Origin of the sequence: Streptomyces sp. NPDC052773 (genome assembly GCF_044547145.1) — a bacterium.
In the GTDB taxonomy this organism is placed as follows: domain Bacteria; phylum Actinomycetota; class Actinomycetes; order Streptomycetales; family Streptomycetaceae; genus Streptomyces.
On the sequence record NZ_JBITZX010000004.1, the window covers coordinates 107,428 to 131,938 of the forward strand.

The 24,511-nt window shown below is 73.0% G+C and carries 23 protein-coding genes; 12 read left to right on the forward strand and 11 right to left on the reverse strand.

Annotated elements, in window-relative coordinates:
• Nucleotides 1-26: 26 nt before the first annotated feature.
• Nucleotides 27-3,050, forward strand: coding sequence for an alpha-mannosidase (locus ACIG0D_RS10965; protein WP_399798439.1), 3,024 nt, complete (start codon nt 27-29; stop codon nt 3,048-3,050).
• A gap of 27 nt (nt 3,051-3,077) precedes the next feature.
• Here the strand turns inward: ACIG0D_RS10965 and ACIG0D_RS10970 are convergent, their stop codons facing one another.
• Entirely contained in the window at nt 3,078-3,665 is a 588-nt protein-coding gene (locus tag ACIG0D_RS10970) for a DUF2867 domain-containing protein (protein WP_365765767.1), read from the reverse strand.
• 120 nt (nt 3,666-3,785) lie between these two features.
• Here ACIG0D_RS10970 and ACIG0D_RS10975 point away from each other — a divergent pair, with 120 nt between their 5' ends.
• Nucleotides 3,786-4,337: a TetR/AcrR family transcriptional regulator gene (locus tag ACIG0D_RS10975; RefSeq protein ID WP_365765766.1), complete on the forward strand. Its 552-nt coding sequence runs from the start codon at nt 3,786-3,788 to the stop codon at nt 4,335-4,337.
• A gap of 7 nt (nt 4,338-4,344) precedes the next feature.
• Here ACIG0D_RS10975 and ACIG0D_RS10980 read toward each other — a convergent pair whose 3' ends face one another.
• Nucleotides 4,345-5,076 carry a FadR/GntR family transcriptional regulator gene (locus ACIG0D_RS10980; protein WP_399798443.1) on the reverse strand — a complete coding sequence of 244 codons (732 nt, stop codon included), beginning with the start codon at nt 5,074-5,076 and terminating at the stop codon, nt 4,345-4,347.
• 134 nt (nt 5,077-5,210) lie between these two features.
• Between ACIG0D_RS10980 and ACIG0D_RS10985 the strand changes: the two genes are divergently transcribed.
• From ACIG0D_RS10985 to ACIG0D_RS11000, 4 genes are read left to right on the forward strand one after another with little or no spacing between them, the layout of a single operon-like run.
• Nucleotides 5,211-6,560, forward strand: coding sequence for an L-fuconate dehydratase (locus ACIG0D_RS10985; RefSeq protein WP_399798445.1), 1,350 nt, complete (start codon nt 5,211-5,213; stop codon nt 6,558-6,560).
• Complete coding sequence (locus ACIG0D_RS10990; protein WP_399798447.1) at nt 6,557-7,312, forward strand: SDR family NAD(P)-dependent oxidoreductase; 756 nt, start codon at nt 6,557-6,559, stop codon at nt 7,310-7,312. The genes ACIG0D_RS10985 and ACIG0D_RS10990 overlap by 4 nt, the downstream gene beginning before the upstream one ends.
• Nucleotides 7,309-8,268: an aldo/keto reductase gene (locus ACIG0D_RS10995; RefSeq protein ID WP_399798450.1), complete on the forward strand. Its 960-nt coding sequence runs from the start codon at nt 7,309-7,311 to the stop codon at nt 8,266-8,268. Before ACIG0D_RS10990 ends, ACIG0D_RS10995 begins: the two co-directional genes overlap by 4 nt.
• Complete coding sequence (locus ACIG0D_RS11000; RefSeq protein WP_399798452.1) at nt 8,265-9,104, forward strand: amidohydrolase family protein; 840 nt, start codon at nt 8,265-8,267, stop codon at nt 9,102-9,104. Before ACIG0D_RS10995 ends, ACIG0D_RS11000 begins: the two co-directional genes overlap by 4 nt.
• Here ACIG0D_RS11000 and ACIG0D_RS11005 read toward each other — a convergent pair.
• The gene (locus tag ACIG0D_RS11005; protein ID WP_399798454.1) at nt 9,092-10,513 is read right to left on the reverse strand and encodes a lipase maturation factor family protein; all 1,422 of its coding nucleotides are present in this window, start codon (nt 10,511-10,513) and stop codon (nt 9,092-9,094) included. The genes ACIG0D_RS11000 and ACIG0D_RS11005 overlap by 13 nt on opposite strands.
• A 156-nt stretch (nt 10,514-10,669) precedes the next feature.
• Here ACIG0D_RS11005 and ACIG0D_RS11010 point away from each other — a divergent pair, with 156 nt between their 5' ends.
• The 3 genes from ACIG0D_RS11010 to ACIG0D_RS11020 all read left to right on the forward strand — a co-directional run bounded on the left by ACIG0D_RS11010 (nt 10,670) and on the right by ACIG0D_RS11020 (nt 15,079).
• Nucleotides 10,670-11,986, forward strand: coding sequence for a DUF6777 domain-containing protein (locus tag ACIG0D_RS11010; protein ID WP_399798456.1), 1,317 nt, complete (start codon nt 10,670-10,672; stop codon nt 11,984-11,986).
• 69 nt (nt 11,987-12,055) lie between these two features.
• Complete coding sequence (locus ACIG0D_RS11015; protein WP_399798459.1) at nt 12,056-14,152, forward strand: SpoIIE family protein phosphatase; 2,097 nt, start codon at nt 12,056-12,058, stop codon at nt 14,150-14,152.
• Between the two features lie 63 nt (nt 14,153-14,215).
• A complete protein-coding gene (locus tag ACIG0D_RS11020; RefSeq protein ID WP_399798461.1) occupies nt 14,216-15,079 on the forward strand; it encodes an Fpg/Nei family DNA glycosylase in 864 nt (287 codons plus the stop codon).
• A 19-nt stretch (nt 15,080-15,098) separates the two neighbouring features.
• Here ACIG0D_RS11020 and ACIG0D_RS11025 read toward each other — a convergent pair whose 3' ends face one another.
• Complete coding sequence (locus ACIG0D_RS11025) at nt 15,099-16,280, reverse strand: PP2C family protein-serine/threonine phosphatase (protein WP_399798463.1); 1,182 nt, start codon at nt 16,278-16,280, stop codon at nt 15,099-15,101.
• A 224-nt stretch (nt 16,281-16,504) separates the two neighbouring features.
• On the opposite strand from ACIG0D_RS11025, the gene ACIG0D_RS11030 reads away from it, so the two are divergent.
• Entirely contained in the window at nt 16,505-17,050 is a 546-nt protein-coding gene (locus tag ACIG0D_RS11030) for a sigma-70 family RNA polymerase sigma factor (protein WP_399798465.1), read from the forward strand.
• 19 nt (nt 17,051-17,069) lie between these two features.
• Here ACIG0D_RS11030 and ACIG0D_RS11035 read toward each other — a convergent pair whose 3' ends face one another.
• The 3 genes from ACIG0D_RS11035 to ACIG0D_RS11045 form a co-directional block, all read right to left on the reverse strand.
• A complete protein-coding gene (locus ACIG0D_RS11035) occupies nt 17,070-17,723 on the reverse strand; it encodes a zf-HC2 domain-containing protein (RefSeq protein ID WP_399798467.1) in 654 nt (217 codons plus the stop codon).
• Nucleotides 17,724-18,138: 415 nt separating this feature from the next.
• Nucleotides 18,139-18,654 (reverse strand): hypothetical protein, encoded by a 516-nt coding sequence (locus ACIG0D_RS11040; protein WP_399798469.1) that lies wholly within the window; start codon nt 18,652-18,654, stop codon nt 18,139-18,141.
• 149 nt (nt 18,655-18,803) lie between these two features.
• Nucleotides 18,804-19,352 (reverse strand): sigma-70 family RNA polymerase sigma factor, encoded by a 549-nt coding sequence (locus ACIG0D_RS11045; RefSeq protein ID WP_399798472.1) that lies wholly within the window; start codon nt 19,350-19,352, stop codon nt 18,804-18,806.
• A gap of 222 nt (nt 19,353-19,574) precedes the next feature.
• Here ACIG0D_RS11045 and ACIG0D_RS11050 point away from each other — a divergent pair, with 222 nt between their 5' ends.
• Nucleotides 19,575-20,741, forward strand: coding sequence for a CapA family protein (locus ACIG0D_RS11050; protein ID WP_399798475.1), 1,167 nt, complete (start codon nt 19,575-19,577; stop codon nt 20,739-20,741).
• A 32-nt stretch (nt 20,742-20,773) separates the two neighbouring features.
• Here the strand turns inward: ACIG0D_RS11050 and ACIG0D_RS11055 are convergent, their stop codons facing one another.
• Nucleotides 20,774-21,253, reverse strand: a complete 480-nt coding sequence (locus tag ACIG0D_RS11055; RefSeq protein WP_399798477.1) for a MarR family winged helix-turn-helix transcriptional regulator — start codon at nt 21,251-21,253, stop codon at nt 20,774-20,776.
• A 57-nt stretch (nt 21,254-21,310) separates the two neighbouring features.
• Here ACIG0D_RS11055 and ACIG0D_RS11060 point away from each other — a divergent pair, with 57 nt between their 5' ends.
• Complete coding sequence (locus ACIG0D_RS11060) at nt 21,311-22,138, forward strand: alpha/beta fold hydrolase (protein ID WP_399798480.1); 828 nt, start codon at nt 21,311-21,313, stop codon at nt 22,136-22,138.
• A gap of 26 nt (nt 22,139-22,164) precedes the next feature.
• Here ACIG0D_RS11060 and ACIG0D_RS11065 read toward each other — a convergent pair whose 3' ends face one another.
• The 3 genes from ACIG0D_RS11065 to ACIG0D_RS11075 form a co-directional block, all read right to left on the reverse strand.
• Nucleotides 22,165-22,506 (reverse strand): hypothetical protein, encoded by a 342-nt coding sequence (locus ACIG0D_RS11065; RefSeq protein WP_399798483.1) that lies wholly within the window; start codon nt 22,504-22,506, stop codon nt 22,165-22,167.
• 2 nt (nt 22,507-22,508) lie between these two features.
• Entirely contained in the window at nt 22,509-22,787 is a 279-nt protein-coding gene (locus ACIG0D_RS11070) for a hypothetical protein (RefSeq protein WP_399798485.1), read from the reverse strand.
• A 247-nt stretch (nt 22,788-23,034) separates the two neighbouring features.
• A complete protein-coding gene (locus ACIG0D_RS11075) occupies nt 23,035-24,444 on the reverse strand; it encodes an amino acid permease (RefSeq protein WP_399798487.1) in 1,410 nt (469 codons plus the stop codon).
• Nucleotides 24,445-24,511 lie beyond the last annotated feature (67 nt).

Here is a 24,511-nt window from a genome sequence, read left to right on the forward strand (position 1 = left end):
GGTGCCGTGACAGCAGGGGAGACCCCATGCATGACGACCGCAGCCTCGTCGAAGGGCGGCTGAGGCGTGTCCTGGACGAACGCATCCGGCCCGCCGTGTACCCCGAGGCCGTGCCGCTGGAGGTGACGGTGTGGCACGCCCCCGACGAGCCCGTGCCGGTCGCCGAGGGGCTCGCCGCGCGCGGGGAGCCGATCGGGGCGGGGGAGCGGTGGGGCGCACCCTGGGGGACCAGCTGGTTCCGGGTCTCCGGGGCCGTACCGCAGGAGTGGGCCGGGCGGACCGTCGAGGCCCTGCTCGATCTCGGCTTCGAGGCGCAGATGCCCGGATTCCAGTGCGAGGGTCTGGTCTACCGGCCCGACGGCACCCCGGTGAAGGGCCTGCACCCGCAGAACCAGTGGGTGCGCATCGGCACGCCCGTGACCGGCGGGGAGGAGGTGCGGCTGCACATCGAGGCCGCCTCCAACCCGGTCGTCCTCGGCTATCCGCCGTTCCGGCCGACCCCGCTCGGCGACAAGGAAACGGCCGGGCGCGAGCCTCAGTACACCCTCGGGCGGATGGAGCTGGCCGTCTTCGACGAGCCGGTGTGGCAGCTGGTGCTCGACCTGGAGGTGCTGGGCGAGCTGATGGCCGAGCTGCCGGTGGAGTCGGCGCGCCGCTGGGAGATCCTGCGGGCCGTGGAGCGGGCCCTGGACACCGTCGACCTCCAGGACGTGGGCGGTACGGCGCGGCGGGCGCGAGCCTGCCTCACGGACGTACTCGCCGCGCCCGCCACCCCCTCCGCGCACCGGATCAGCGCGGTCGGGCACGCCCACATCGACTCGGCGTGGCTGTGGCCGCTGCGCGAGACGGTGCGCAAGGTGGCCCGTACGGCCGCCAACATGACCGCGCTGATCGACGACGAGCCGGACTTCGTCTTCGCCATGTCCCAGGCCCAGCAGTGGGCGTGGGTGAAGGAGCACCGGCCCGAGGTGTGGGCCCGGGTGAAGAAGGCCGTCGCCGGCGGGCGGTTTGTGCCGGCGGGCGGCATGTGGGTGGAGGCGGACACCAACATGCCGGGCTCGGAGGCGATGGCCCGCCAGTTCGTCCACGGCAAACGCTTCTTCCTGGACGAGTTCGGCGTCGACAACGAGGAGGTCTGGCTGCCGGACACCTTCGGCTTCGCCGCCGGACTGCCGCAGATCATCCGGGCGGCGGGCGCCAGGTACCTGCTGACGCAGAAGATCTCCTGGTCCCGCACGAACAAGTTCCCCCACCACACCTTCCGGTGGGAGGGCATCGACGGCACCCGCGTCTTCACCCACTTCCCGCCCGTCGACACCTACAACTGCGCGATGCGCGGCGCCGAACTCGCCCACGCCGCACGCAACTTCCGCGAGAAGGGCCGCGCCCGGCACTCCCTCGCCCCCACCGGCTTCGGCGACGGGGGCGGCGGCACCACCCGCGAGATGGTCGCCCGCGCCGCCCGGCTGCGCGACCTCGAAGGCTCACCGGCGGTGACATGGGAGACCCCGGCGGCGTTCTTCGCCCGCGCCGAGGCCGAGTACCCCGACCCGCCCGTCTGGGCCGGCGAGCTGTACCTCGAACTCCACCGCGCGACGCTCACCAGCCAGGCCGGCACCAAACGCGGCAACCGGCGCTGCGAACACCTGCTGCGCGAGGCCGAACTGTGGGCCGCGACGGCCGCCGTACGCACCGGATTCCCCTACCCGTACGAGGAGTTGGACCGCCTGTGGAAGACGGTGCTGCTGCACCAGTTCCACGACATCCTCCCCGGGTCCTCCATCGCCTGGGTGCACCGGGAGGCACGGCAGACGTACGCGCGGGTGGCGCGGGAGCTGGAGGAGATCATCGGCGCGGCGCAGCGCGCGCCGGCCGGGGAGGGGACGCGGGAGCTGGTCTTCAACTCCGCGCCGCACAGCCGGAACGGGATCCCGGCGGGCGGCGCGGGCACCGTGCGGCCCGCCGGGCGGCCGGCCGAACCGTCACCGCGCCCCGGCGGCGGATTCGTCCTGGACAACGGCCTGCTCCGGGTCGAGATCGACGCCCGCGGCCTCGTCGTCTCCGCCCACGACCTCGCTGCCGACCGGGAGACCATCGCACCCGGCCGGGCCGCGAACCTCCTCCAACTGCACCCCGACTTCCCGAACATGTGGGACGCCTGGGACGTCGACGAGTTCTACCGCAACACCGTCACCGACCTCACCGACGCCGACGAGGTCACCGTCGCCGACGACGGCGTCTCGGTCCGCGTGGTCCGCTCCTTCGGCGCCTCCCGCGTCACCCAGCTGCTGACGCTCGCACCGGGGGAGCGGCGGCTGGTGATCGACACGGAGGCCGACTGGCACGAGACCGAGAAGTTCCTCAAACTCGCCTTCCCGCTCGACCTGCACACCGAGCGGTACGCCTCGGAGACCCAGTTCGGCCACTTCTTCCGCCCCACGCACGCCAACACCTCCTGGGACGCCGCCAAGTTCGAAGCCTGCAACCACCGCTTCGTCCACCTGGCGGAGCCCGGCTGGGGCGTCGCCCTCGTCAACGACTCGACGTACGGCCACGACGTGACCCGCACCGTCCGCACCTGCCCCGACGCCGGTACGACGACCACGGTCCGCGTCTCCCTGCTGCGCGCCCCGCGCTTCCCCGACCCCGGGACCGACCAGGGCGTCCACCGCTTCCGGCACGCTCTGGTGCCGGGCGCGGACATCGGCGACGCGGTGCGCGAGGGGTGGCGGCTGAACCTCCCCGAGCGGCGGCTGACCGGCGGCCGGCAGGTTGCCCCGCTGGTCACGGTCGATCAGGACGCGGTGGTGGTGACGGCGGTGAAACTGGCCGACGACGGCAGTGGCGACGTCGTCGTCCGCTTCCACGAGGCCCACGGCGGCCGGGCCCGGGCAACCCTGACGGCCGGTTTCCCGGTCTCCGCGGTCACCGCCACCGACCTGCTGGAACGCCCGCTCGCCGACACGGCCGCGCCCCGGCTGGAGGGCGACCGGATCACCGTACGACTGCGGCCGTTCCAGCTGATGACGCTCCGGCTGCGACGGGCCTGACGGCGGGCCTTGGCCGGGCGGGTGCCGTCACGCCGGGGTGGTGGCGCGTCCGTCCCAGTGCCGCTCCCACCAGCGCAGCAGCTGGGGGTACACGACGAGATACCGGAACGGCTTGATCGCGGCCATGTAGGCGCTGCCCCAGCGGCCGTTGGGCCGGACCAGGACGGCCATCTGCCCGCGGTACCCGCCGTGGCCGTCGGGCACCCAGGCGAGGTGCAGGATGCCGTGCACCGTCCGGTTGGCCATCTCGGCGGCCCACTCGTTCTCCCGCCTGTACAGCGTCGAGAAGGGCGGGCCCGCCTCCGGCACCGTGGGAAGGTCCCGCGCCTCGGCGGGGAGCCGGTCGCGCAGGGTCCGCACCCGGGTGCCCAGACCGTCCTTGTCCTTGTCCCAGCCGAGCAGCGCGCCCAGCTTCCAGCGCGCCGCCCACAGGAACCGCGTGGGGAGGTTGGCCTGGCTGACGAAGTCCCGCTCGGAGAAGGTCGACAGCAGGCGCGGGAAGTCGTCGGGGCCGCCCGGTGTGGGCAGGGCCCATACGTCTTCCAGCCGGAAGTCGTGGGTGATGTCGTGGAGGAGCCAGTCCTGGGCGGTGTGTGCGGTCCGGGGCAGCTTCATGAGGAAGGCCTCGCTTCCATACGCTGGTGTATGGATGACAGCGTAGCCCCTTCCATACGGCGGCGTATAGAAAATCCATACGGTCGCGTATGGACGATGCGGAACAGAAGGAGACCGACCGTGGCCCAGGCCCGCACCCCGCGCGGCAAGTGGATCGAGGAGGGGCTGCGCGCACTCGCGGCCGGCGGCCCGGACGCGGTCCGCGTCGAACCGCTCGCCCAGTCGCTCGGCGTCAGCAAGGGCGGCTTCTACTGGCACTTCGGGGACCGGGAGACCCTGCTCGGCGAACTCCTCGACACCTGGGAGCGCGACGTCACCGAGCAGGTGATCGAGCGGGTCGAGAGCGAGGGCGGGGACGCCCGGGAGCGGCTGCGGAGGCTGCCGGAGGCCATCGTGCCCAAGGTGACCACCGACATCCGCACCGACCTCGCGATCCGCGAGTGGGCGCGGCGCGACGAGCGGGTCGCCGAACGGCTGCGGCGGGTGGACACCCGGCGCATGGACTATCTGCGGTCGCTGTTCGCCGCGTTCTGCGAGGACGACGACGAGGCCGAGGCCCGCGCGATGCTCGCATTCTCGGTGTGGCTGGGCAGCCATCTCATCGCCGCCGACCACCACGGCCGCGACCCGGAGGAGGTACGGGAACTGGTGTGGCGGCGGCTGCTCCGGTGAGAGCCGGCTACCGCCCGAGCCGCCCCCGCAGCCACTGCTCGACTTCGCTCACATGGGCGGCCGCCGCCGCGCGGGCCGCCTCCGGGTCGCGGGCGGCCAGGGCGCGGTGGATGGCGGCGTGTTCGCGGCGGGTGCGGGCGATCGCGCCCTCCTCCTGGTAGCCGCGCCAGACGCGGGCGCGGAAGGTGCGCGTCGACAGGCCCTCGAGGATGGCGGCCATCGTCTCGTTGCCGGCCGCCACGGCGATGGCCCGGTGGAAGGCCAGGTCGTGGGCGAGGATCCGGTCGGGGTCGTCGGTGGCGTCCATCGCCGCCAGATGCTCCTCGACCTCCGCCAGGTGCTCCGGGGTGATCCGGGCCGCGGCCAGCGCCGTCGCCGTCGCCTCCAGCACCCGGCGCACCTCGAGGAGTTCGACCAGCCGCTCGCCCTGGGACAGGTCGGCCACCACACCGAACGTCTCCAGCAGGTCGGCCGCCCGGAGCCCGGTGACGTAGATGCCGGAGCCGTGCCGCGCCTCCAGCACGCCGAGCACGGTCAGCGCGCGGATCGCCTCGCGCATCGAGCTGCGGGAGATACCGAGGCTCGCGGCGAGTTCCCGCTCGGTCGGCAGCCGCCGGCCCGGCTCCAGGGACCCCTCGGCGATCATCGCCTTGATCCGCTCGATGGCGCGCTGCGTCACCGTGCCCTTCGGGCCGGCCGGACCCCCGCCCGACGGCGCCTCGTCGGCTGCTGCCCCCACGTCGTCCCTCCCTCTCACCGGTGCGCGGCAGTCTAGCCGCGTCGACGAGGTGGTCCGACCACTTGAGGGTCAAGATGCGCAAACCCGTGGACAAGGGGTGTCGGGAGGGCCAAGTGGTCTGATAAGTATGCGACATGGCGTCCTCGACCCCCGCTCGCGTCACCGCCGTCGACACCTACGACATCCGCTTCCCCACCTCGCGCGAGCTGGACGGCTCCGACGCGATGAACCCCGACCCCGACTACTCGGCCGCCTACGTCGTACTGCGCACCGACGCCGCCGACGGCCACGAGGGCCACGGCTTCGCCTTCACCATCGGACGGGGCAACGACGTCCAGGTCGCGGCGATCGAAGCCCTGCGCGCCCACGTGCTCGGGCGGCCCGTCGACGCGCTGTGCGCCGACCCCGGCGCGCTCAGCCGCGACCTGACCGGCGACAGCCAACTGCGCTGGCTGGGCCCGGAGAAGGGCGTGATGCACATGGCGATCGGCGCCGTCGTCAACGCCGTGTGGGACCTCGCCGCGCGGCGCGCCGGAAAGCCGCTGTGGCGGCTGCTCGCCGACGCCGACCCCGAGTGGCTGGTCGGCCAGATCGACTTCCGGTACCTCACCGACGCCCTCACCCCCGACGACGCGCTCACCCTGCTCCGGCGCGCACGCGAGGGCGCCGAGGAGCGGCGGGCCCGGCTGCTGGAACGCGGCTACCCCGCCTACACCACCTCGCCCGGCTGGCTCGGCTACGACGACGAGAAACTGACCCGGCTCGCCCGCCGGGCCGTCGCCGACGGCTTCACCCAGATCAAACTGAAGGTCGGCGCCGACCTCGACGACGACATCCGCCGCTGCCGCACCGCCCGCGCCGCCGTCGGCCCGGACATCCGCCTGGCCGTCGACGCCAACCAGCGCTGGGACGTGGCCGAGGCGATCCGCTGGACGAAGGCGCTGGCCCCGTTCGACCCGTACTGGATCGAGGAGCCCACCAGCCCCGACGACATCCTCGGCCACGCCGCGATCCGCCGGGCCGTCGCCCCGGTCAGGGTCGCCACCGGCGAGCACGCCCAGAACCGGATCGTCGTCAAACAGCTCCTCCAGGCCGGCGCCGTCGACGTCCTCCAGCTCGACGCGGCCCGCGTCGGCGGCATCAACGAGAACCTGGCGATCCTGCTGCTCGCCGCCCGCTTCGGCGTCCCCGTCTGCCCGCACGCGGGCGGCGTCGGACTGTGCGAACTCGTCCAGCACCTGGCGATGTTCGACTACCTGGCGGTCTCCGGCACCACCGAGGACCGCGTCATCGAGTACGTCGACCACCTCCACGACCACTTCCTCGACCCGGTGGTCATCCGGGACGGGCACTACACCGCACCCACCGCGCCCGGCTTCTCGGCCGCCCTGCGGCCCGAGTCGATCGCGCGGTACACGTTCCCCGGCGGCGCCTTCTGGGCCGCCGACCTCGCCGAGCGCACGCGGAAGGGGCAACCGGAATGAGCGAGTTCGAGGGCCTGAGGGCCCTGGTGACGGGCGGCGCCTCCGGCATCGGCCGGGCCACCGCCGAGCTGCTGGCCGAGCGCGGCGCCCGCGTCGCCGTCCTCGACCTGGACCCCGCCACGGTCCGGGCGCCCCTGCCGGCATACCGCGCGGACGTCACCGACGACACCTCCGTGCGCCGGGCCGTCTCGGCCGCCGCCGAGGACCTCGGCGGGCTGGACATCCTCGTCAACAACGCGGGCGTCGGCGCCCAGGGCACCGTCGAGGACAACGACGACGCCGAATGGCACCACGTCCTCGACGTCAACGTCGTCGGCATGGTCCGCACCGCCCGCGCCGCCCTGCCCCATCTGCGCCGGTCCTCGCACGCCGCCGTCGTCAACACCTGCTCCATCGCCGCCACCGCGGGCCTGCCGCAACGGGCCCTCTACAGCGCGACCAAGGGCGCCGTGCACGCCCTCACCCTCGCCATGGCCGCCGACCACGTCCGCGAGGGCATCCGCGTCAACTGCGTCAACCCCGGAACCGTGGACACCCCCTGGGTCGGCCGCCTCCTCGACTCCGCCGCCGACCCGGCCGCCGAACGCGCCGCCCTGGAGGCCCGCCAGCCCACCGGCCGCCTGGTCACCGCCGCCGAAGTCGCCGGCGCCATCGCCTACTTGGCGAGCCCGCTGTCCGGCGCCACCACCGGCACCGCGCTCGCCGTCGACGGCGGCATGCAGGGACTGCGCCCGCGCCCGGCGGCCCGATGAGCGCCGCACTCGCCTTCGGCGCAGCCGCCATCGGCAACCTCTACACCGAGGTCACCGACGAGCAGGCGTACGCCGCCGTGGCCGCCGCCTGGCGCCAGGGCATCCGCGCCTTCGACACCGCCCCGCACTACGGCCTCGGCCTCTCCGAACGCCGCCTCGGCGCCGCCCTGCGCGCACACCCCCGCGACGCCTACACCCTCTCCACCAAGGTCGGCCGCCGCCTGGAGCCCGCCGACGGCACCGGCGACGACCTCGCACACGGCTTCGCGGTCCCCGCCACCCACCGCCGCGTCCGGGACTTCACCGCCGACGGCATCCGCCGCACCCTCGACGCCAGCCTGGCACGGCTCGGCGTCGACCGCGTCGACACCGTCTACCTCCACGACCCCGACGACCACGCCGACCAGGCCTTCCGCGAGGGCTACCCGGCGCTGGAGCGGCTGCGCGCCGAAGGCGTCGTCGGCGCCATCGGCGCGGGCATGAACCAGACCGCGATGCTCACCCGCTTCGTCCGCGACACCGACGTGGACGTGGTGCTGTGCGCCGGCCGCTACACCCTCCTCGACCAGAGCGCCCTCACCGACCTCCTGCCCGCCGCGGCCGACCGCGGCACGGCCGTCGTCCTCGGCGGCCCCTTCAACTCCGGGCTGCTGGCCGACCCCAAGCCGACCGCGACCTACGACTACGCCCAGGCACCCCCGGAGCTGCTGGAGCGCGCCCTGCGGCTGAAGGCGCTCGCCGAGGACCACGGCACCTCCCTGCGCGCCGCCGCCCTGGCCTTCTGCGCCGCGCACCCGGCCGTCACCGCCGTCCTCGTCGGCGCCCGCTCCGCCGCCGAGGTCGACGACTGCGCCGCCCAGTTCCGCCGCCCCGTCCCGGCGGCCTTCTGGCAGGAGCTGCGGCACACCGGCCTGCTGCCCGCCGAAGCGCCCGTGCCCGGTGAGGATCCGCGGTGATCGTCGACGCCCACCACCACCTCTGGGACCTGTCCGTCCGCGACCAGGACTGGATCACCGGCCCCGAACTCGCCCCACTCCGCCGCGCCTTCACCGTCGACGACCTCCGCGCCGAGACCACCACAGCCGGAGTCGGCCGCACGGTCCTCGTCCAGACGGTCACCGTGCCGGCGGAGACCCCCGAGCTGCTGGCCCTCGCCGACGGCCACGACCTCATCGCGGGCGTCGTGGGCTGGACCGACCTCACCCGCCCCGACGTCGCCGACGAACTCGCCCGCCTGCGCGCGCTCCCCGGCGGCCGGCACCTCAAGGGCATCCGCCACCAGATCCAGGCCGAACCCGACCCGGAGTGGCTGCTGCGCCCGGACGTACGGCGCGGCCTCGCCGCCCTCGCCGACGCCGGGATCGTCCACGACCTGGTCGTACGGCCCCACCAGCTGCCCGCCTGCGTCCGGGCCGCCGCCGCGCACCCCGACCTCATCTTCGTCCTCGACCACCTGGGCAAACCGCCCGTCGCCGCCGGCGCGACCGAACCCTGGGCGGGCTCCGTGCGCGCCCTCGCGGCCCTGCCGAACACCGTCTGCAAGCTCTCCGGCCTGGTCACCGAGGCCGACCTCGCCTCGTGGACGGTCGACGACCTGCGCCCGTACGCCGACGTGGTCCTCGACGCGTTCGGCCCGCACCGGCTGATGTTCGGCTCCGACTGGCCGGTGTGCACGCTCGCGGCGACCTACGGCGAGGTGCTGACCACGGCCGCCGAGCTGACCGCCGCGCTGAGCGAGGCCGAACGCGCCGAGGTCTTCGCGGGAACCGCCACCCGCGTCTACGGCCTCTGAGCCGACCCGGCGAGACGGGTCGGCGGCAGGAACTCCCGCACATAGGTCCGGTGCCAGCACGCGCCGGTCTCCCGCAACTCCCGCCAGGTGGTGTAGCGGTAGCGGAACAGGCGGGCGCGGATGTGGCGGGGCGGCTCGTCGGGCGGGAACGGGCAGCGGCGCAGCAGCTTCAGGGTGTCGCGGTCGTTCTCCAGCAGCCGCTCCACCAGCGCGCCGAACCAGGTCCCCGCGTAGGCGGGCGACAGCGCGGCGAACCACATCATCCAGTCAAGCCGCAGGTGGTACGGCGCGAACTGGCGCGGCCAGTGCCGGGGGTCGCCGGGCTTGCCCTTGAACTCGTACTCCCGCCAGTCGGAGTCCTCGCGCGGCACGGCCTCCGCGGTGCCCTCGATCACCACCTCGTAGCGCACGCGGCTGACGCTGCCGAACGCGCCGTAGGTGTTGACCAGGTGGAGCGGGTCGAAGGACCGGTTCATGACCTGGCGGCGGGAGACCATGTTCGCCACGGGCCGGTAGCTCAGGAACAGCAGCAGCGCGGCCACCGCGAGCACCACCACCACGTACCACAGCGGCGCGTCCGGCACCCGCGGCGGATCGGCGGGGAACCGCACCGCGGACAGGGCCAGCACGATGGTGATCCAGTTCAGCCAGGAGAAGTTGCCGGACAGCACCAGCCACAGTTGGGTGACGATCATCAGCGAGGCGGCGGCCGAGGCGACCGGCTGCGGGGTGAACAGCAGGAAGGGCACCGCGAGCTGGGTGACGTGGTTGGCGGCCACCTCCACCCGGTGCAGGGGCTTCGGCAGATGGTGGAAGAACCAGCTCAGCGGGCCCGGCATCGGCTGGGTCTCGTGGTGGTGGTCCAGGCAGGTCAGTTTCCGCCAGCATGCGTCGCCGCGCAGCTTGATCAGGCCCGCGCCGAACTCCACCCGGAACAGGATCCAGCGCAGCAGGAACAGCACCACGACCGGTGGCGCCACCTCGTCGTTGCCGAGGAACACCGCGAGGAACCCGGTCTCCAGCAGCAGCGACTCCCAGCCGAACCCGTACCAGGTCTGGCCGACGTTGACGATCGACAGGTACAGCACCCACGGGACCAGCCACAGCAGCATCGCCGCCCACAGCGGCAGCAGCCCGTCGACGCCCGCGAGGAGCGCCGCCGAGACCGCGACGCCCGTCCAGGCGCAGCCGGCGAAGAAGCGGTCCGAGTAGTGCAGTTGGAACAGGCTGGGCGCCTGCCGGAAGGGCACCCGGGCGACGAAGCGGGGGATCGGCAGCATCCCGCGCGAGCCGAGCAGCGCCCGGAACTGCAGCGCCGCGGTCAGGAACGCGACCAGGTAGACGGCGGCCAGCGCCCGCTGGAAGACCAGCCGGCTCAGCCAGTAGTCGGATGCGGTGAACCAGTCCACGGCCGTTGCACTCCTCTCCCTCCATTCTGGTGCCGCACCCGCGGAGGTGACCGTCCGTGGTCGCGTCCTCCGCTTGCGTGACCCAAGTGAGTGAAGCAGACAATGGGGGCGAGTTGCCCACAACAGGGTCGTCAGGCCCGGACAAGGCGGGAGAACGTGGTACGCGGATCCACCGGAACACTCGCCGCGGCCTGCGCGCTCTCGGCGGCGCTCCTCGTCGTCGCCGGCTGCGGCGGTGACGGCGGCGGCGGGAACAGCGCCGGAGCGGCGGGAGAGGTCGTCCTCGAACCGGCCGCGGCCGAGGGGCCGGACCCCTTCACGAAGTCCACGGCCACCGCCCCGGCCGCGTCCCCGCCCGTCACCCGTACGCCGGACACCGCCCCGGACACCCCCGGCGCGCGCCCCCGCTCCTACCCCGGCTCCACACCCGGCCTGTACGGCGGCGCTCGGCGGCAGGGCAGCTGCGACGTCGAACGGCAGATCGACCAGCTCCGGGCCGACCAGGGCAAGGCCCGCGCCTTCGCCGAGATCGCCGGCGTCCCGCAGGACTCCGTCCCGGCCTACCTGCGCGGCCTGACCTCGGTCGTGCTGCGCGCCGACACCCGCGTGACCAACCACGGCTACCGCGCCGGCCGGGCCGCCGGCTACCAGTCCGTCCTCCAGGCGGGCACCCCCGTCCTGGTCGACGACCGGGGCGTGCCCCGGGTCCGCTGCGCCTGCGGCAACCCGCTCACCCCGCCCCGGGAACAGCGCGGCACGCCCGCCCATCGCGGCACCCCGTGGACCGGCTACCGGCCCGCCGGGGCGATCGTGGTGACACCGGCGCCGCAGGTGGTCACCCACCTCACGATCATCGACATCGCCGACAAGGCGTGGATCGAGCGGCGGATCGGCCACGACACCCGCCACGACAAGCTCGTACCCCGCCCCGACGCCGGGACGACGATCCCCGTGCCGCCGGGCGGGACGCCGACCCGGCCCTCGCCGCCCACGTCCACGCCCCCGGGCGACGGCCCGCCGAAGCGGACGCCGGGCAGCGGGGAGTCTGAGGCGTCCCGGGGCGAGCCGCACCGGGAGGGGCATGACACCCCGCCGGGCGAGCAGCCCTCGCCCGGGTTTTCGCCCGGGGAACCGGGCAGGGGCTGCGCCACCCCGGCCGTGACCGTCACGCCGGGCCTCGCCGCGGAGGCGGACGCGCCCGCGCCGGCTTCCTGCCCGACCGCGACCGCCACCGTCACCGCCCACCCGCCGGCGGACCCGCCCGCCGACCGGCCCGCCCCGGAGTCCGAGCCCGAGCCCCAGCCGCCCCCGGCCTCCCCGGACGGGACCGGCCCCGAGGCCGTGCCGGACACCCCGGACACCCCGGACACTCCGAACACTCCGGACGCGCCCGACGGCGACGGCCCGACCCCGGACGCCACGGAGGCCGCCGACATCATCTTCGGCAGCCCGACGGATGTGTTCCTGAGCTGAGGCACGGGAGGGAGAAAAGAGGTGGTCCCAGAATTCGAAGAATCGGTTGAATCCTGGCAAGGTGGGCGCATGGCTGATCGGGGAGCGAGCGCGCTGTCACTCCCGGAGGACTGGCCCGCCCACCCGGACCCGATTCTGGCGCTCAACCGCATGGGCAGCTTCGACTGGGACCTGGACACCGGTCTGTTCCACATGGACCCCCAGGCCCACGAGGTCTTCGACCTGCGCCCGGACGAATACGACGGCCACCCCCAGTCACTGTCCGTCCGCGTCCCGACGGACGAGGCGCTCCGCCTGGACGCCCTCGTCGCCCAGGCCATCAAGGACGGCAGCGACAACTACGGCGCCTACTTCCGCCTGCGCTGCCGCGACGGCAGCCTGCGCTGGACCCACACCCAGGGCTACATACGGCGCGACGACACCGGCCGCCCGCGCCGCATCATCGGCATCGTCCGCGACGCCACCCGGGAGCTGAGCGAGATCGAGGCGCGCGGCGCCCAGGGCGTCGTCGAGGACGGCCCGCAGGACCGGGGCAGCGTGGTCCAGGCCACCACCGCCGCCCTCGCCCACGCCCGCACCGTCCAGGACGTCATCGACGTGCTGAAGGACTCCGACGGCGTCACCCACCTGGGCGCGGCCAGCCTGGTGATGGGCCTGGTCGAGGCCGGCCGCATCCGGCTGATCGCCGAGGGCCCCAAGGGCAGCCGGGTGCCCGGCACCGAGGTCACCCGGATCGACGAGCCGTACCCGATGAGCGAGGTCGTCCGCACCCTCAGCCCCCGCTTCATCGAGTCACCGGAGGAGTTCGCGGCCGGCTACCCCGTCCTGTGGCCGCACATCACCGACCTCGCCATCACCTCGGCCGCCTATCTGCCGCTGATCGTCCAGGCCCGTCCCATCGGCGCGATGGGACTGCTCTACGACGACCGGCGCGGTTTCACGCCCGAAGAACGGGACATCCTCGTCGCGCTCGGCAGCAGCATCGCGCAGAGCCTGCAGCGGGCCATGTTCTACGAACAGGAGAAGGACCTCGCCACCGGCCTCCAGCAGGCCATGCTGCCGCGCACCATCCCCAGCGTCCCCGGCGCCGACGTCGCCGTGCGCTACCGCTCCGGCAGCTCCACCGGCACCCTCGGCCGGGACATCGGCGGCGACTGGTACGACCTGATCCCGCTCCCGGGCGGCCGGGTCGGCGCCGTCATCGGCGACGTCCAGGGCCACGACACCCACGCCGCCGCCGTCATGGGCCAGCTGCGGATCGTGCTGCGCGCCTACGCCGCCGAGGGCCACACCCCCGCCACCGTGATGGCCCGCGCCTCCGTCTTCCTGCACGAACTCGACACCGACCGCTTCGCCACCTGCCTGTACGCGGAGGCCGACCTCGCCACCGGAGTGGTCCAGGTGGTGCGCGCCGGGCACATCGACCCGCTGCTGCGGGCCGCCGACGGCAGCTGCCGCCGGGTCACCGTGGAAGGCGGCCTGCCGCTCGGCCTGTCCGCCGAGTTCGGCAGCCTCGACTATCCCGTCGGCACCCTCGAACTCGACCCCGGCCACACCCTGCTGCTGTTCACCGACGGCCTCGTCGAGACACCCGGCGCCGACCTCGACGACGGCATGAAGGCCCTCACCGGGCTGGTCGCCTCCGGCCCCCCGGACGTCTGGAAACTCGCCGACCGGCTCATCGAGGCGGCCGAGGAGCGCGGCGGCGACGACGACGTGGCCCTGCTCCTGCTGCGCCGGCGCGGCGTGGACACCCCCAGGGCCGGCGGCCGACTCCAGCAGCACGTCGCCCCCGGCGATCCCGAGGCCCTCACCGGCGCCCGGCACATGATCCGCTCCGCCGTGCGCGCCTGGGGCGCCGGGGACCGCGCCGACGAGATCGAACTCGTCGCCGACGAGCTGATCACCAACGCCCTGATGCACACCGAGGGCGCCGCGATCGTCACCCTCAGGGTCCTCACCGGCCCCGAACGTCGGCTGCGCGTCGAGGTCGAGGACACCTCCAGCGCCCTGCCGCGCCGCCGCGAGGCCGGCGAGTCCGGGGTCTCCGGCCGCGGCCTGCTCCTGGTCGACCTGCTCACCGAGGTGTGGGGTGTGGAGGCGCGGGGCGGCGGCAAGTGCGTGTGGTGCGAGTTCACCGTGCCGGACCACGCGGAGCGCGGCTGAGCGGGAAGGCGGAGGGGGCCGATCCCGGGTGAGGCTGTCGGTGCCGGGTGGCAGTCTGGACGTATGCCGGAACTCCCCGAGGTCGAAGCGCTCAAGGACTTCCTGACCGAGCACCTGGTCGGACACGAGATCGTCCGCGTGCTGCCGGTGGCGATCAGCGTCCTGAAGACGTACGACCCGCCGCTCACCGCCGTCGAGGGCCACGAGGTCACCGCCGTGCGGCGGTACGGCAAGTTCCTCGACCTCGCCACGGACGGCGGCCCGCACCTGGTCACCCATCTGGCCCGCGCGGGCTGGCTCCAGTGGAAGGACCGGCTGCCCGACGGCCCGCCCCGCCCCGGCAAGGGCCCCCTCGCCCTGCGGGTCGCCCTGGAGACCGGCGCCGGCTTCGATCTCACCGAGGCCGGCACCCAGAAGCGGCTCGCGGTGTACGTCGTCCACGACCCCCGGGAGGTCCCCGGAGTGGCCCGGCTCGGCCCCGACCCGCTCGCCGACGACTTCGACGAGGCCCGCTTCACGGCCCTGCTGGCCGGGGAGCGGCGCCGGCTCAAGGGTGCCTTGCGCGACCAGAGCCTGATCGCCGGGGTGGGCAACGCCTACAGCGACGAGATCCTGCACGCGGCGAAGATGTCCCCGTTCAAGCTCGCGGCGTCCCTCACCCCGCAGGAGACCACGCGGCTGTACGAGGCGCTGCGCACCACCCTCACCGAGGCGGTCGAACGCTCACGGGGCCTGGCCGCCGGACGGCTCAAGGCCGAGAAGAAGAGCGGCCTGCGGGTCCACGGCCGCACCGGCGAGCCCTGCCCCGTGTGCGGCGACACCATCCGCGAGGTCTCCTTCAGCGACTCCTCGCTGCAGTACTGCCCGACGTGCCAGACGGGCGGCAAGCCGCTCGCGGACCGCAGACTGTCCCGCCTGCTGAAGTAGGACGGCGGGTGAGCACGGCTCACCGGGTCGGCGGCCACCACTCGATCAGCACGATCGTCGCGTCGTCCCGCAGCCGGTCGGGCTGGGCGTCGAGGATCGAGTGGATCAGCCGGCGCAGCGTCTCCGGCGCCAGCTCACCGGCGGCGGTGGCCCGGATGACCTCGTCGGCGAAGCGCTCCAGGCCGAACTCCTCGCCGTCCCGCGTGCGCGCCTCGGTGACGCCGTCCGTGTAGAGCAGCACCCGGTCGCCGGGGTGCAGATCGATCTCGTGGCTCAGCCGGGCCCGCCCGGCGAGCAGCGCCGGCAGCCCCATCGGCGGATCCGCCTCGCGCACCATCGCGTCCGCCACCAGCCGCTGGTCCCGGATGAGCAGCGGCGCCGGATGCCCGCAGTTGCTCCAGCGCAGCACACCGCTCGCCAGGTCCAGCTGAGTGAGCACGCCCGTGCAGAACTGGTCCGGGAGCCACTGCGTCAGCGCGTCGTCGACGCACTTCACCAGGTCCGGCAGATCGGCGCCGGCACGCCGGGCGTTGCGGCAGGCGGCCAGCGACACCGCCGTGGTCAGCCCGGACGCGAGGTTGTGGCCCATGGCGTCGAGGACGGAGGCGTACAGCGTGGTCTCGGTGAGGGAGTGGTCGAAGGCGTCCCCGCCGAGTTCGTACGCCGGCTCCAGCACGGCCGTGGACACCACGTGCGTGTTGCCGATCGTGCGCGGCGGCAGGAAGGCGCGCAGCATCTCCGCGGGCAGCCGCATCGGCTCGGTCCTGGTCCGCCGTACGAAGGAGTCCTTGTACGCCCGCTTGGAGGTGACCATCATCGCCAGCAGGGTGGCGAGGCTGCGGCTGCGGCGCAGGGTGGCCGGGGTGAGCGAGGGCTGGTGCACCCCGAGCACACCCAGCCGCTCCGCGCCGTCCACCAGCGGCAGCCACGCCGTCATCCCGCCGGTCTCGGACTCCTCCACGCGCAGCGACTGGGTGCGGTAGGACCAGCCGGCCAGCGACTCGTCGATGGGCAGCGCGGAGGCGACATCGGTCAGCGGGACGAGCTGGCGCTGCTGGAGATCGGCGAGGTAGACCACGGAGTGCTGGAGGCCGAGCGCGGCGGAGCAGCGGGCCACCGCGGTGGACAGGTCCAGCGCGGGGGTCTCGGGGTCGGCGAGGAACTCCTCCAGAAGACCGCCGGCGCTCTCTGCCGTCGCCACCGTCTCTCCCCTCGTCCGGGACCGCGGGCGCGGTCGGGTCGCGTCCCCCAGCAGTCTCACACCGTGGCCCGCGGCCCGCCCGACGGCCGGGGCGGCGGGACGGCCGGCACCGCCGTACGGGTGAGAGGTCCCACCGGAAGGGGACCAAAGTCCCGAACGCCCCCGACACCCGCACCGGCTTCCGCCTCCTGGTCACCCTGCCGGACGGCCCGCAGCGCGAGCGGGTGCGGGACGAGGTGCTGCGGGCGTGGCTGCCCATGGCGTACCGGATCGCCGGGAGCTTCCGTGAGAAGGGCGAGAGCCTGGAGGATCTGCGGCAGGTGGCCGCGCTCGGCCAGAGCTACAGTGCCCTGTCCCTGTACGCGCCGAACGCCGAGCCCGGCGCCGACGGCACCAGCCTCGCGGCCATCCTCGGCGCACCGGACCACGGCTTCCAGCTCGTGGTGGACCGCGAGAGCGTCAAGGAGGCGGTAGGCCGGCTGCCGTCCCGTGAGCGGGCCCTCCTCTACCTGCGCTTCTTCGAGGACTGGCCGCAGGCGCGGATCGCCGAACGCCTCGGCATCTCCCAGATGCACGTCTCCCGGCTGCTCAGCCAGACCTGCGCCCGCCTGCGCCGCGAGACGCTGCACCCGGGGGAGTGGGAGACCGGCCGGGGTGGATCGGTCAGCGGCGGGGGTGATCGGCTGTCGGCCGGGGTTGATCGGTCAGCGGCGGAGGCGGATCGGTTGACGGCGGGGTCCGGTCGGTTGACAGTCGGGTCAGGTCGGTAGACGGTGGGGGACGGCCGGTTCACGGCGGGTCGAGCACCACCAGCCGCTCCCCGCTCTCCGCACGCACCTCGTAGCGGTCGATCTGGTCGGGGTGCAGGGCCGCCGAGCCCTCCACGGTGGTCTCACCGGCCTCGTGCCGGTGCACGGCCCAGGTGGTCACGGTCTGCTCCGAGCCGTCGTGGCCCACGGCGACCAGCCGGCAGGTGCGGGGCCCCGCCCCGTCCCTGACCTTCAGCTCCACCCGGCTGCCCGACGCCGCGTCCTCGGCGGTGACCTGCGCCCACACCCCGGAACGCGCGTCGGTCGCCTCGATCCGGGCCGGCGGTTCAGGGCTGCCGCCCTGGGCGGCGAGCGTGAGCCACGGCCCGGCCACGGCGGCCACGACCGTCGCGGCGACCGCGAAGAGCGTGCGCCGGCGCCGGGCGCGGCGGTGGGCCCGCACGTCCCCGAGCAGCCGGTCCAGCAGCCGCGGCCCGGGCCGGACCGCCGGGTGCACCAGCCGCGGGGTGGCCCGCCGGTAGAGCATCAACTGCCGTGTCACCGGCCCGAATTCGGCGACATGTGACGTACAGCGGGGGCATTCCATGAGGTGGTCCTCGAAGTGGAAGGCCTCCGCCTCGTCCAGCACGCCGAGCGCGTAGGCGCCGACGTCGCGATGCCTTTCCAGGGACATGCCGCATCCTCGTGCCGTGGGTGGGGGTGGGGTCGGTCTGTGCACCCACCGGTACGCACGGCACGCACGAATCACTCAAGCCGCGGACACAATAGCGGCCGAGTGATTCGGAGCCGCCGGCCCCGAGGATTGGTCGGACGGCAATATTTTCCGGGAGCCGGAGCCGGAGCCGGAGCCGGAGCCGGAGCCGGAGCCGGAGCGGGGAGCGCGGCTGCCCGGGACCCGGGCGTCAGCCAGGAACCGGACCGGAGCCAGGAACCAGACCGGAGTCAGGCACCGGACCGCAGCCAGGAGCCGGACCGAACCCCCGGACCCGGGCGGGAGCCAGGGAGCCGGACCGATCCCCGGACGCCGACGAAGCCAGGCGCCGGAGCCGCAAAGGTGCGCCGGAGCCGCGAAGGTAAGCGGGCGAACCCTAGAAAAGATGGATGGCGAGATGCCCCAGCGGCAGCCCCAGCTGCCACGCCGGTGTCCACACCTTGGGCCCGTCCTCCTCGCCGATCACCGGCCCGCCGCCCGGCACGGCGTTCAGGTCGGGCGCGAGCAGCTCCGTCTCCTCCAGCCAGCGCCAGGCCGCCGCCGCGAGTTCCAGGTCCGGGGCGGGCCCGCCCTGCTCCGCGGCCTGCGCGGTGAGCTGCGCCATGCGCTCGCGCACCCAGTCCTGCCAGGGCTGGTCGTACGCCGTGAGGGACAGCCAGGTGTCGAGCTGGGAGACGACCCGGATGCCGGACAGCTCGCCGTCGGTGTCGGCGAGGAAGACGGTGAGCGCCAGCGCGTCCCGGCCCGCCCGGAACTCGAACGACGTCGGCGGCATCAGATCGCCGTGACGCAGCAGTTCGTCGGCGATGTACTCGGCGTACAACCACGCCATGGGGACGGTCAGTTCTCCGCCGTCGGCGCCGTCCGTGCTCTGATGACCTCTGTGCTGCATCCCTTCCTGCCTTCCTCCGGTGCGTGCGCGTCGCCCGACCCCGGGCCCGGGGGAGCTGTCCCCGTCCGGAAGCACGGATGAGGACAGCCGATTACTCAACGGGGGGCATCGGCAAGGCGCTTTACGGAGGTTTGACTCGGCCTTCGGTTTCACCGCAGGTCGGGTGCGTATCCCGGAAGCACCCGACGCAGGGCGCGCAGCGCGTAGAACGCGCGGGACTTCACGGTACCGGGCGGAATCCCCAGCGTTTCCGCGGCTTCCGCCACACTGGCCCCCTGGAAGTACACGAGCACCAGGACTTCACGGTGTTCCGGAGTGAGTGTCTTCACAGCCTCGCGGACGTCCAGCATCGCCGCGGCCCGCTCGGCGTGGTCGGACATCACGCGGGCGTTCTCCAGGACCGCGTCCCCGACCTCCGCCGGGCGCGCCTGCCGGGCCCGCCGGGCGTCGATCGCGAGCCGCCGGGCCACGGTCAGCAGCCAGGGCCGTACGGAGTCGAAGTCCGCGGCGCGCAGCGCCTCGGGATGCTGCCAGGCACGCACCAGCGTCTCCTGGACCAGGTCCTCGGCGCGCTGCCGGTCGCCGTCGCAGAGCCGGAGCAGCAGCGCGAAGAGGGGCCGGCCGTGCTCCCGCTGCAGTGCGGCGAGCTCGTGCTCGGCGGTCGTCGTCCCGTGGGTGAGAGTGGTTCCGGCCGTCATGGCCGTATGGCATCGCAGGGCGTCGCCGCGGGACAGGGCACGCACACGGATCTGCGACGGACGGTCGAACCCGTCGGCGAACGGTACGACGAACGGTCCCCGGCGCCGCGAGGCGCCGCCGACCGCGCACACCGGACGGGTTAAGAGGCCCCTGGGACTGTTTGCCGCCTTGTACAGCTTCGTACCTATTTGTGGGTAAATACGACCGCACTGGGGAAGCTGATGATCGTTCGCATCGCACGCAGACGGCAGGTGGCCCTGGCCCTGACGGCGCTTCTCGCCGCGGCCGCCGCCTGCCAGGCCCAGCACCAGGAACAGCAGGCCGAGCCCGGCCGCGCCGCGCCCACCGCCGCCGACCCCCGCGGATTCACCCTCGTCGCCTCCGGCGACATCCTGCCGCACCGCTCGATCATCGACCGGGCGCGGTTCGACGCGGGCGGCCGGGGCTACGACTTCCGGCCGATGCTCTCCGGCATCCGCCCCGTCGTCGCCCGCGCCGACCTGGCGCTGTGTCACATGGAGACCGTCTACGGCGCGAACGGCGACTACACCGGCTACCCCGCCTTCAAGTCCCCGCCCGAGATCGCCGAAAGCCTCGCCGCCACCGGCTACGACGGCTGCTCCACCGCCTCCAACCACAGCCTCGACGACGGCGCCGAGGGCATCCGCCGCACCCTGGACGCCCTCGACCGGGCGGGCGTACGGCACGCCGGGTCGGCGCGCGCCGAGGAGGAGGCGCGGGCCGTCACGCTCCTGCACGCCGGTGCGGCGCGGGTCGCCCACCTCGCCTACACCTACGGCACCAACGACCGGTCGCTGCCCGCCGGGCAGCCCTGGGCGGTGAACCTGATCGACGAGACCCGGATCATCGCCGACGCGCGGGCCGCTCGGCAGGCGGGCGCCGACGTGGTCGTCGTCTCCCTGCACTGGGGCACCGAATGGCAGGACGAGCCCGACCGCCAACAGCTCGCCCTGGCCGACGCGCTCACCGCCTCCACCACCCGGGGCCGCCCCGACATCGACCTGGTCCTCGGCACCCACGCCCATGTCCCGCAGGCCTACGAGAAGGTCAACGGCACCTGGGTGGTCTACGGCATGGGCGACCAGGTCGCGGGCCAGATGTACAACCACTCGGGCGCCCCCGACCCGCGCGGCAACCAGTCCACCCTCGGCCGCTTCACCTTCGCCCCGCCCGCCCGGCCCGGCGGGCGCTGGGAGGTGACCCGCGCCGAGTTCGTCCCGCAGCTCTTCGACATCGACGCCGGCCGGGCGGTCAACCTCAACCAGGCCCTCGCCCAGGGCGCCGACGTGCGCTGGGTCCGCGACCGCATCCGTGGCGTGGTGCTCAGCCGGGGCGCGGCACAGGACGGGCTGGTGATGGGGCAGTAGCCGCCGTAGGGCCGGGGCAGGGCCGGGGCCGGTCAGTTCACGTCGACGTGGTCGAAGACCTTCAGCATCTCGCCGAGCACCCGCAGACACGCCGCCACCTCGGCCTCGGTCAGATCGCCGCCGACCTCCCGCAGCACCATGTGCTCGCGGGCGAGGACGGCGGTGATCGCCGCCCGGCCCTCGTCCGTGAGCCGGATCAGCGAGGAGCGCCGGTGCGCGGGGTTGGGGATGCTCTCCACCAGGCCGCGCGCCGCCGCGTCGTTGACCATCCGCTGGACGAACTGGCGGCTGATCGCCTGTGCGCGGCCCATCTGGGGCACGGTCATCGGCCCGTGCTTGTGGAGCAGGTCCAGTACGGCCCGGACGCCGACGGACAGGCCCTCGATGGCCTCGCCCTCCTCCACTTTGCGCTGCACGCGCCGGTAGAGCGGACCGACCAGATCGAACACCTCGGCGAGGCGACGGCCGAGTTCGTCGGGCGGAAGCTTGCCACTGCGATCGCTGTCGTTCACCCGGCCATCATGACATCCCAGTTGTCAAAATCCGGCGAAGATGACACCTTGGTTGTCATGACTGCTCCCGCGGACCTCCGCTTCTTCCCCTCTGCCGACGGCGACCTCGCCTACCTCGACACGGGCTCCGGGGACCCCGTGGTCCTGCTCCACTGCGGATTCGTCGACCACCGGTTCTGGGCCGCCCAGATCCCGGCCCTCGCCGCCGGATACCGGGTGATCGTCCCCGACGTACGCGGCCACGGCTGGTCCGCCAACGCCACGCAGCCGTTCCGCTGGGCCGACGACCTCACCGGCCTGCTGCGCCACCTCGGCACCGGGCCCGCGGTCCTGGTCGGTGTGTCGATGGGCGGCGTGATCGCCACCGACACCCTGCTGGACCACCCGGACCTGGTGCGCGCGGCGGTCGTCGGCGGCTCCGCGACCGGCGACTGGCAGTACACGGACGACTGGCACCGCGGGATCCAGGCCGAGTACGCCCGCACGATGGCCGCCGGCGACATCGAGGGCTGGCTGGACGCCTTCCTGCGCGTCGCCCCGGGAGAGCACCGTACCGCCGACGACCTCGACCCGGCCATCCCGCGCCGACTGCGGGAGATGGCCCTGCACACGATCTCCAAGCACACGCCCGACGAGAAGGACTGGCTCGTCCACTCGACCGACAACTGGTCCCGCGTGGCCGGGATCCGCGTCCCCGTGCACACCGTCAACGGCAGCCTGGAACCCGCCGACCTGCTCGCCGCCGCCGAACGCCTCTCCGCCGCCACCCCCGGCGGCCGCTCCGTGACGATCGACGGCACCGGCCACTACCCGAACCTGGAGAAGCCGGAGGAGTACAACCGCATCCTGCTCGACCTCCTGCGTACCCTCTATGGCACCCTGTAGGGCGACGAACGGGGCGGGGCGGAGGGTCACACGTCCACGTTCACTCCGCCCGGGAAGGCCTCCGTGTCGTGCTGACGCATCGTCACCGTCTTCCACGCGGCGGTCGAGCCGATGTTCAGGCAGGAGTCGAACCTGTACGTATAGGTGTAGACGGGCCCGTAGCGGCCCTCCCACTTCCGCCCGTCGTCGGACTCGGCGTACCAGTAGAAGTACCGCTGGTTGTTGGGCGCGAGGAGGATGCGCTCGTAGGGCTTGATGCGCCACCAGCCCATCGTCCGGTACTTCCCGTACTGCCCGCACGCCTGCGGGTCCCAGTACATGCCGACCACCTGGATCGTCGACGAATGACTGTTGCGGAAGTATGGCATGATCACGCTCCTTGCTGCCGTGACGCCGCTATGTGCTCGCGCCACCGTTCCGCCAGCGTGTTCCGCGGCACCTCGTCCTCCGGCACGACCGGAGGCCTCCGCACCGCCGTGCCCTGCGCGCCACCGGCCGCCTGGGCCTCGTCCTCCCGGACGTCGTCCTCGTGGACCGTCGGGTCGAGCCCGCTGCGGGCGTCCTCCTCCGGTGCCTCCTGGAGCAGTTCGACAGCGGGCTCGAAGTTCTGCAGGGGCGCCGGGGAGCCGGACGGTTGATTGTTGGACATGGCGAAACACCCCATCGCTCGGTGCTGATGCCGGTATGTCCGGAACCGTCCGGGGCACGCGTGCCCGGGGAAAGTGGGTGATTGACCGTTGAAAGGCCGTCCCGGCCCGGCATCTGATGGTGGAGCGGTTCGACGGGAGATCACAGCCGGCGACTCCCGGTCGGGCCGGCTCCTCTCCCTTCGATGCTCCTCCGGTTCCCGCCGTCCTGCATCCGGAGAACCGAGGGAGCACCGGGGAAGAACCGTGTCAGCGGGCCAGCTTGGAGTGCCGGTAGGAGTAGGCGAAATAGATCACGAGCCCGAGCGCGAACCACACGGCGAACCGCGCCCACGTCTGCCAATGCAGGAACGTGATCAGCCAGATGGAGAAGACCACACCCACGGCCGGCACGAACGGCATCCAGGGCGTACGGAAGGTGCGCGGCAGTTCGGGCTGCCGGTAGCGCAGCACGATCACCGCGACGCACACCACGACGAAGGCCAGCAGAATGCCGATGTTGGTCAACTCGGCCGCCTCACCGATCGGCAGGAACCCGGCGATGGCGGCCGACGCCACACCGACGATCCAGGTCACCCGCGTCGGCACATGCCGGGTCGGGTGCGTCTTGGCGAACCACGGCGGCAGCAGTCCGTCCCGGGACATGGCGAACCAGACCCGGGTGACTCCCAGCATGAACGTGAACATGACGGTCAGAATGCCGATGATCGCGCCCACCGCGATCACGTCCGCCAGCCCGCTCAGCCCCACCGACTTGAACGCGGTGGAGAAGCCGCTCTCCTTGTCGATCTCCGAGTAGTGCTGCATCCCGGTCAGCACCAGACAGGCCGCCACGTACAGCACCATCGAGATCGCCAGCGAGTAGATGATCGCCTTCGGCATGTGCCGCTGGGCGTCCTTCGACTCCTCGGCCGCGGTCGACATCGCGTCGTAGCCGAACACCGCGAAGAACACGGTCGCCGCACCGGTGAACGCGCCGCCCACCCCGTACGGGAAGAAGGGGTTGTAGTTCGCGGTGTTGATGTGGAACACGCCGACGCCGATGACCAGCAGCACCACCAGCACCTTCAGTACCACGACCACCGTCTCGAACCGGGCCGCGTTCTTGATGCCGAGGTTGAGCAGATACGCGATCAGCAGACACAGCAGCGCCGCGAACAGGTCGATCCGATGGCCCTCACCGGTGCCGGGCGCCCCCAGCATCCAGTCCGGCAGATCGGCGCCCATCTCGCCCACCAGGAAGCTGAAATAGCCGGAGATACCGATCGCGACCACCGCCACGATCGCCGTGTACTCCAGCAGCAGGTCCCAGCCGATGAACCAGCCCGCCAGTTCACCGAGGACCGCGTAACCGTAGGTGTAGGCGGAGCCCGCCTTCGGGATCAGACCCGCGAACTCCGCGTACGACAGCGCCGCCGCGGCGCTCGCCACACCGGCGACGAGGAACGAGACGAGAACCGCCGGGCCCGCCGTCCCGTTGGCCACCGTGCCGGCGAGGGTGAAGATCCCCGCGCCGATGATGCCGCCGACCCCGATGGCGGTCAGCTGGCCCAGCCCGAGAGAGCGGTCGAGGCGGGTGCCCTCACCCACCTCCGTCTCCTCGATGTGTTCGATGGGTTTGCGGCGGAGAATCCCCTCGCCCGCCCGGAGCCCGGCCACACGCCTCACCTCTTCACGATCGGCAATCGGCTGACGGCGGATCATCATGGCCCAGCGGCAGGGGCGA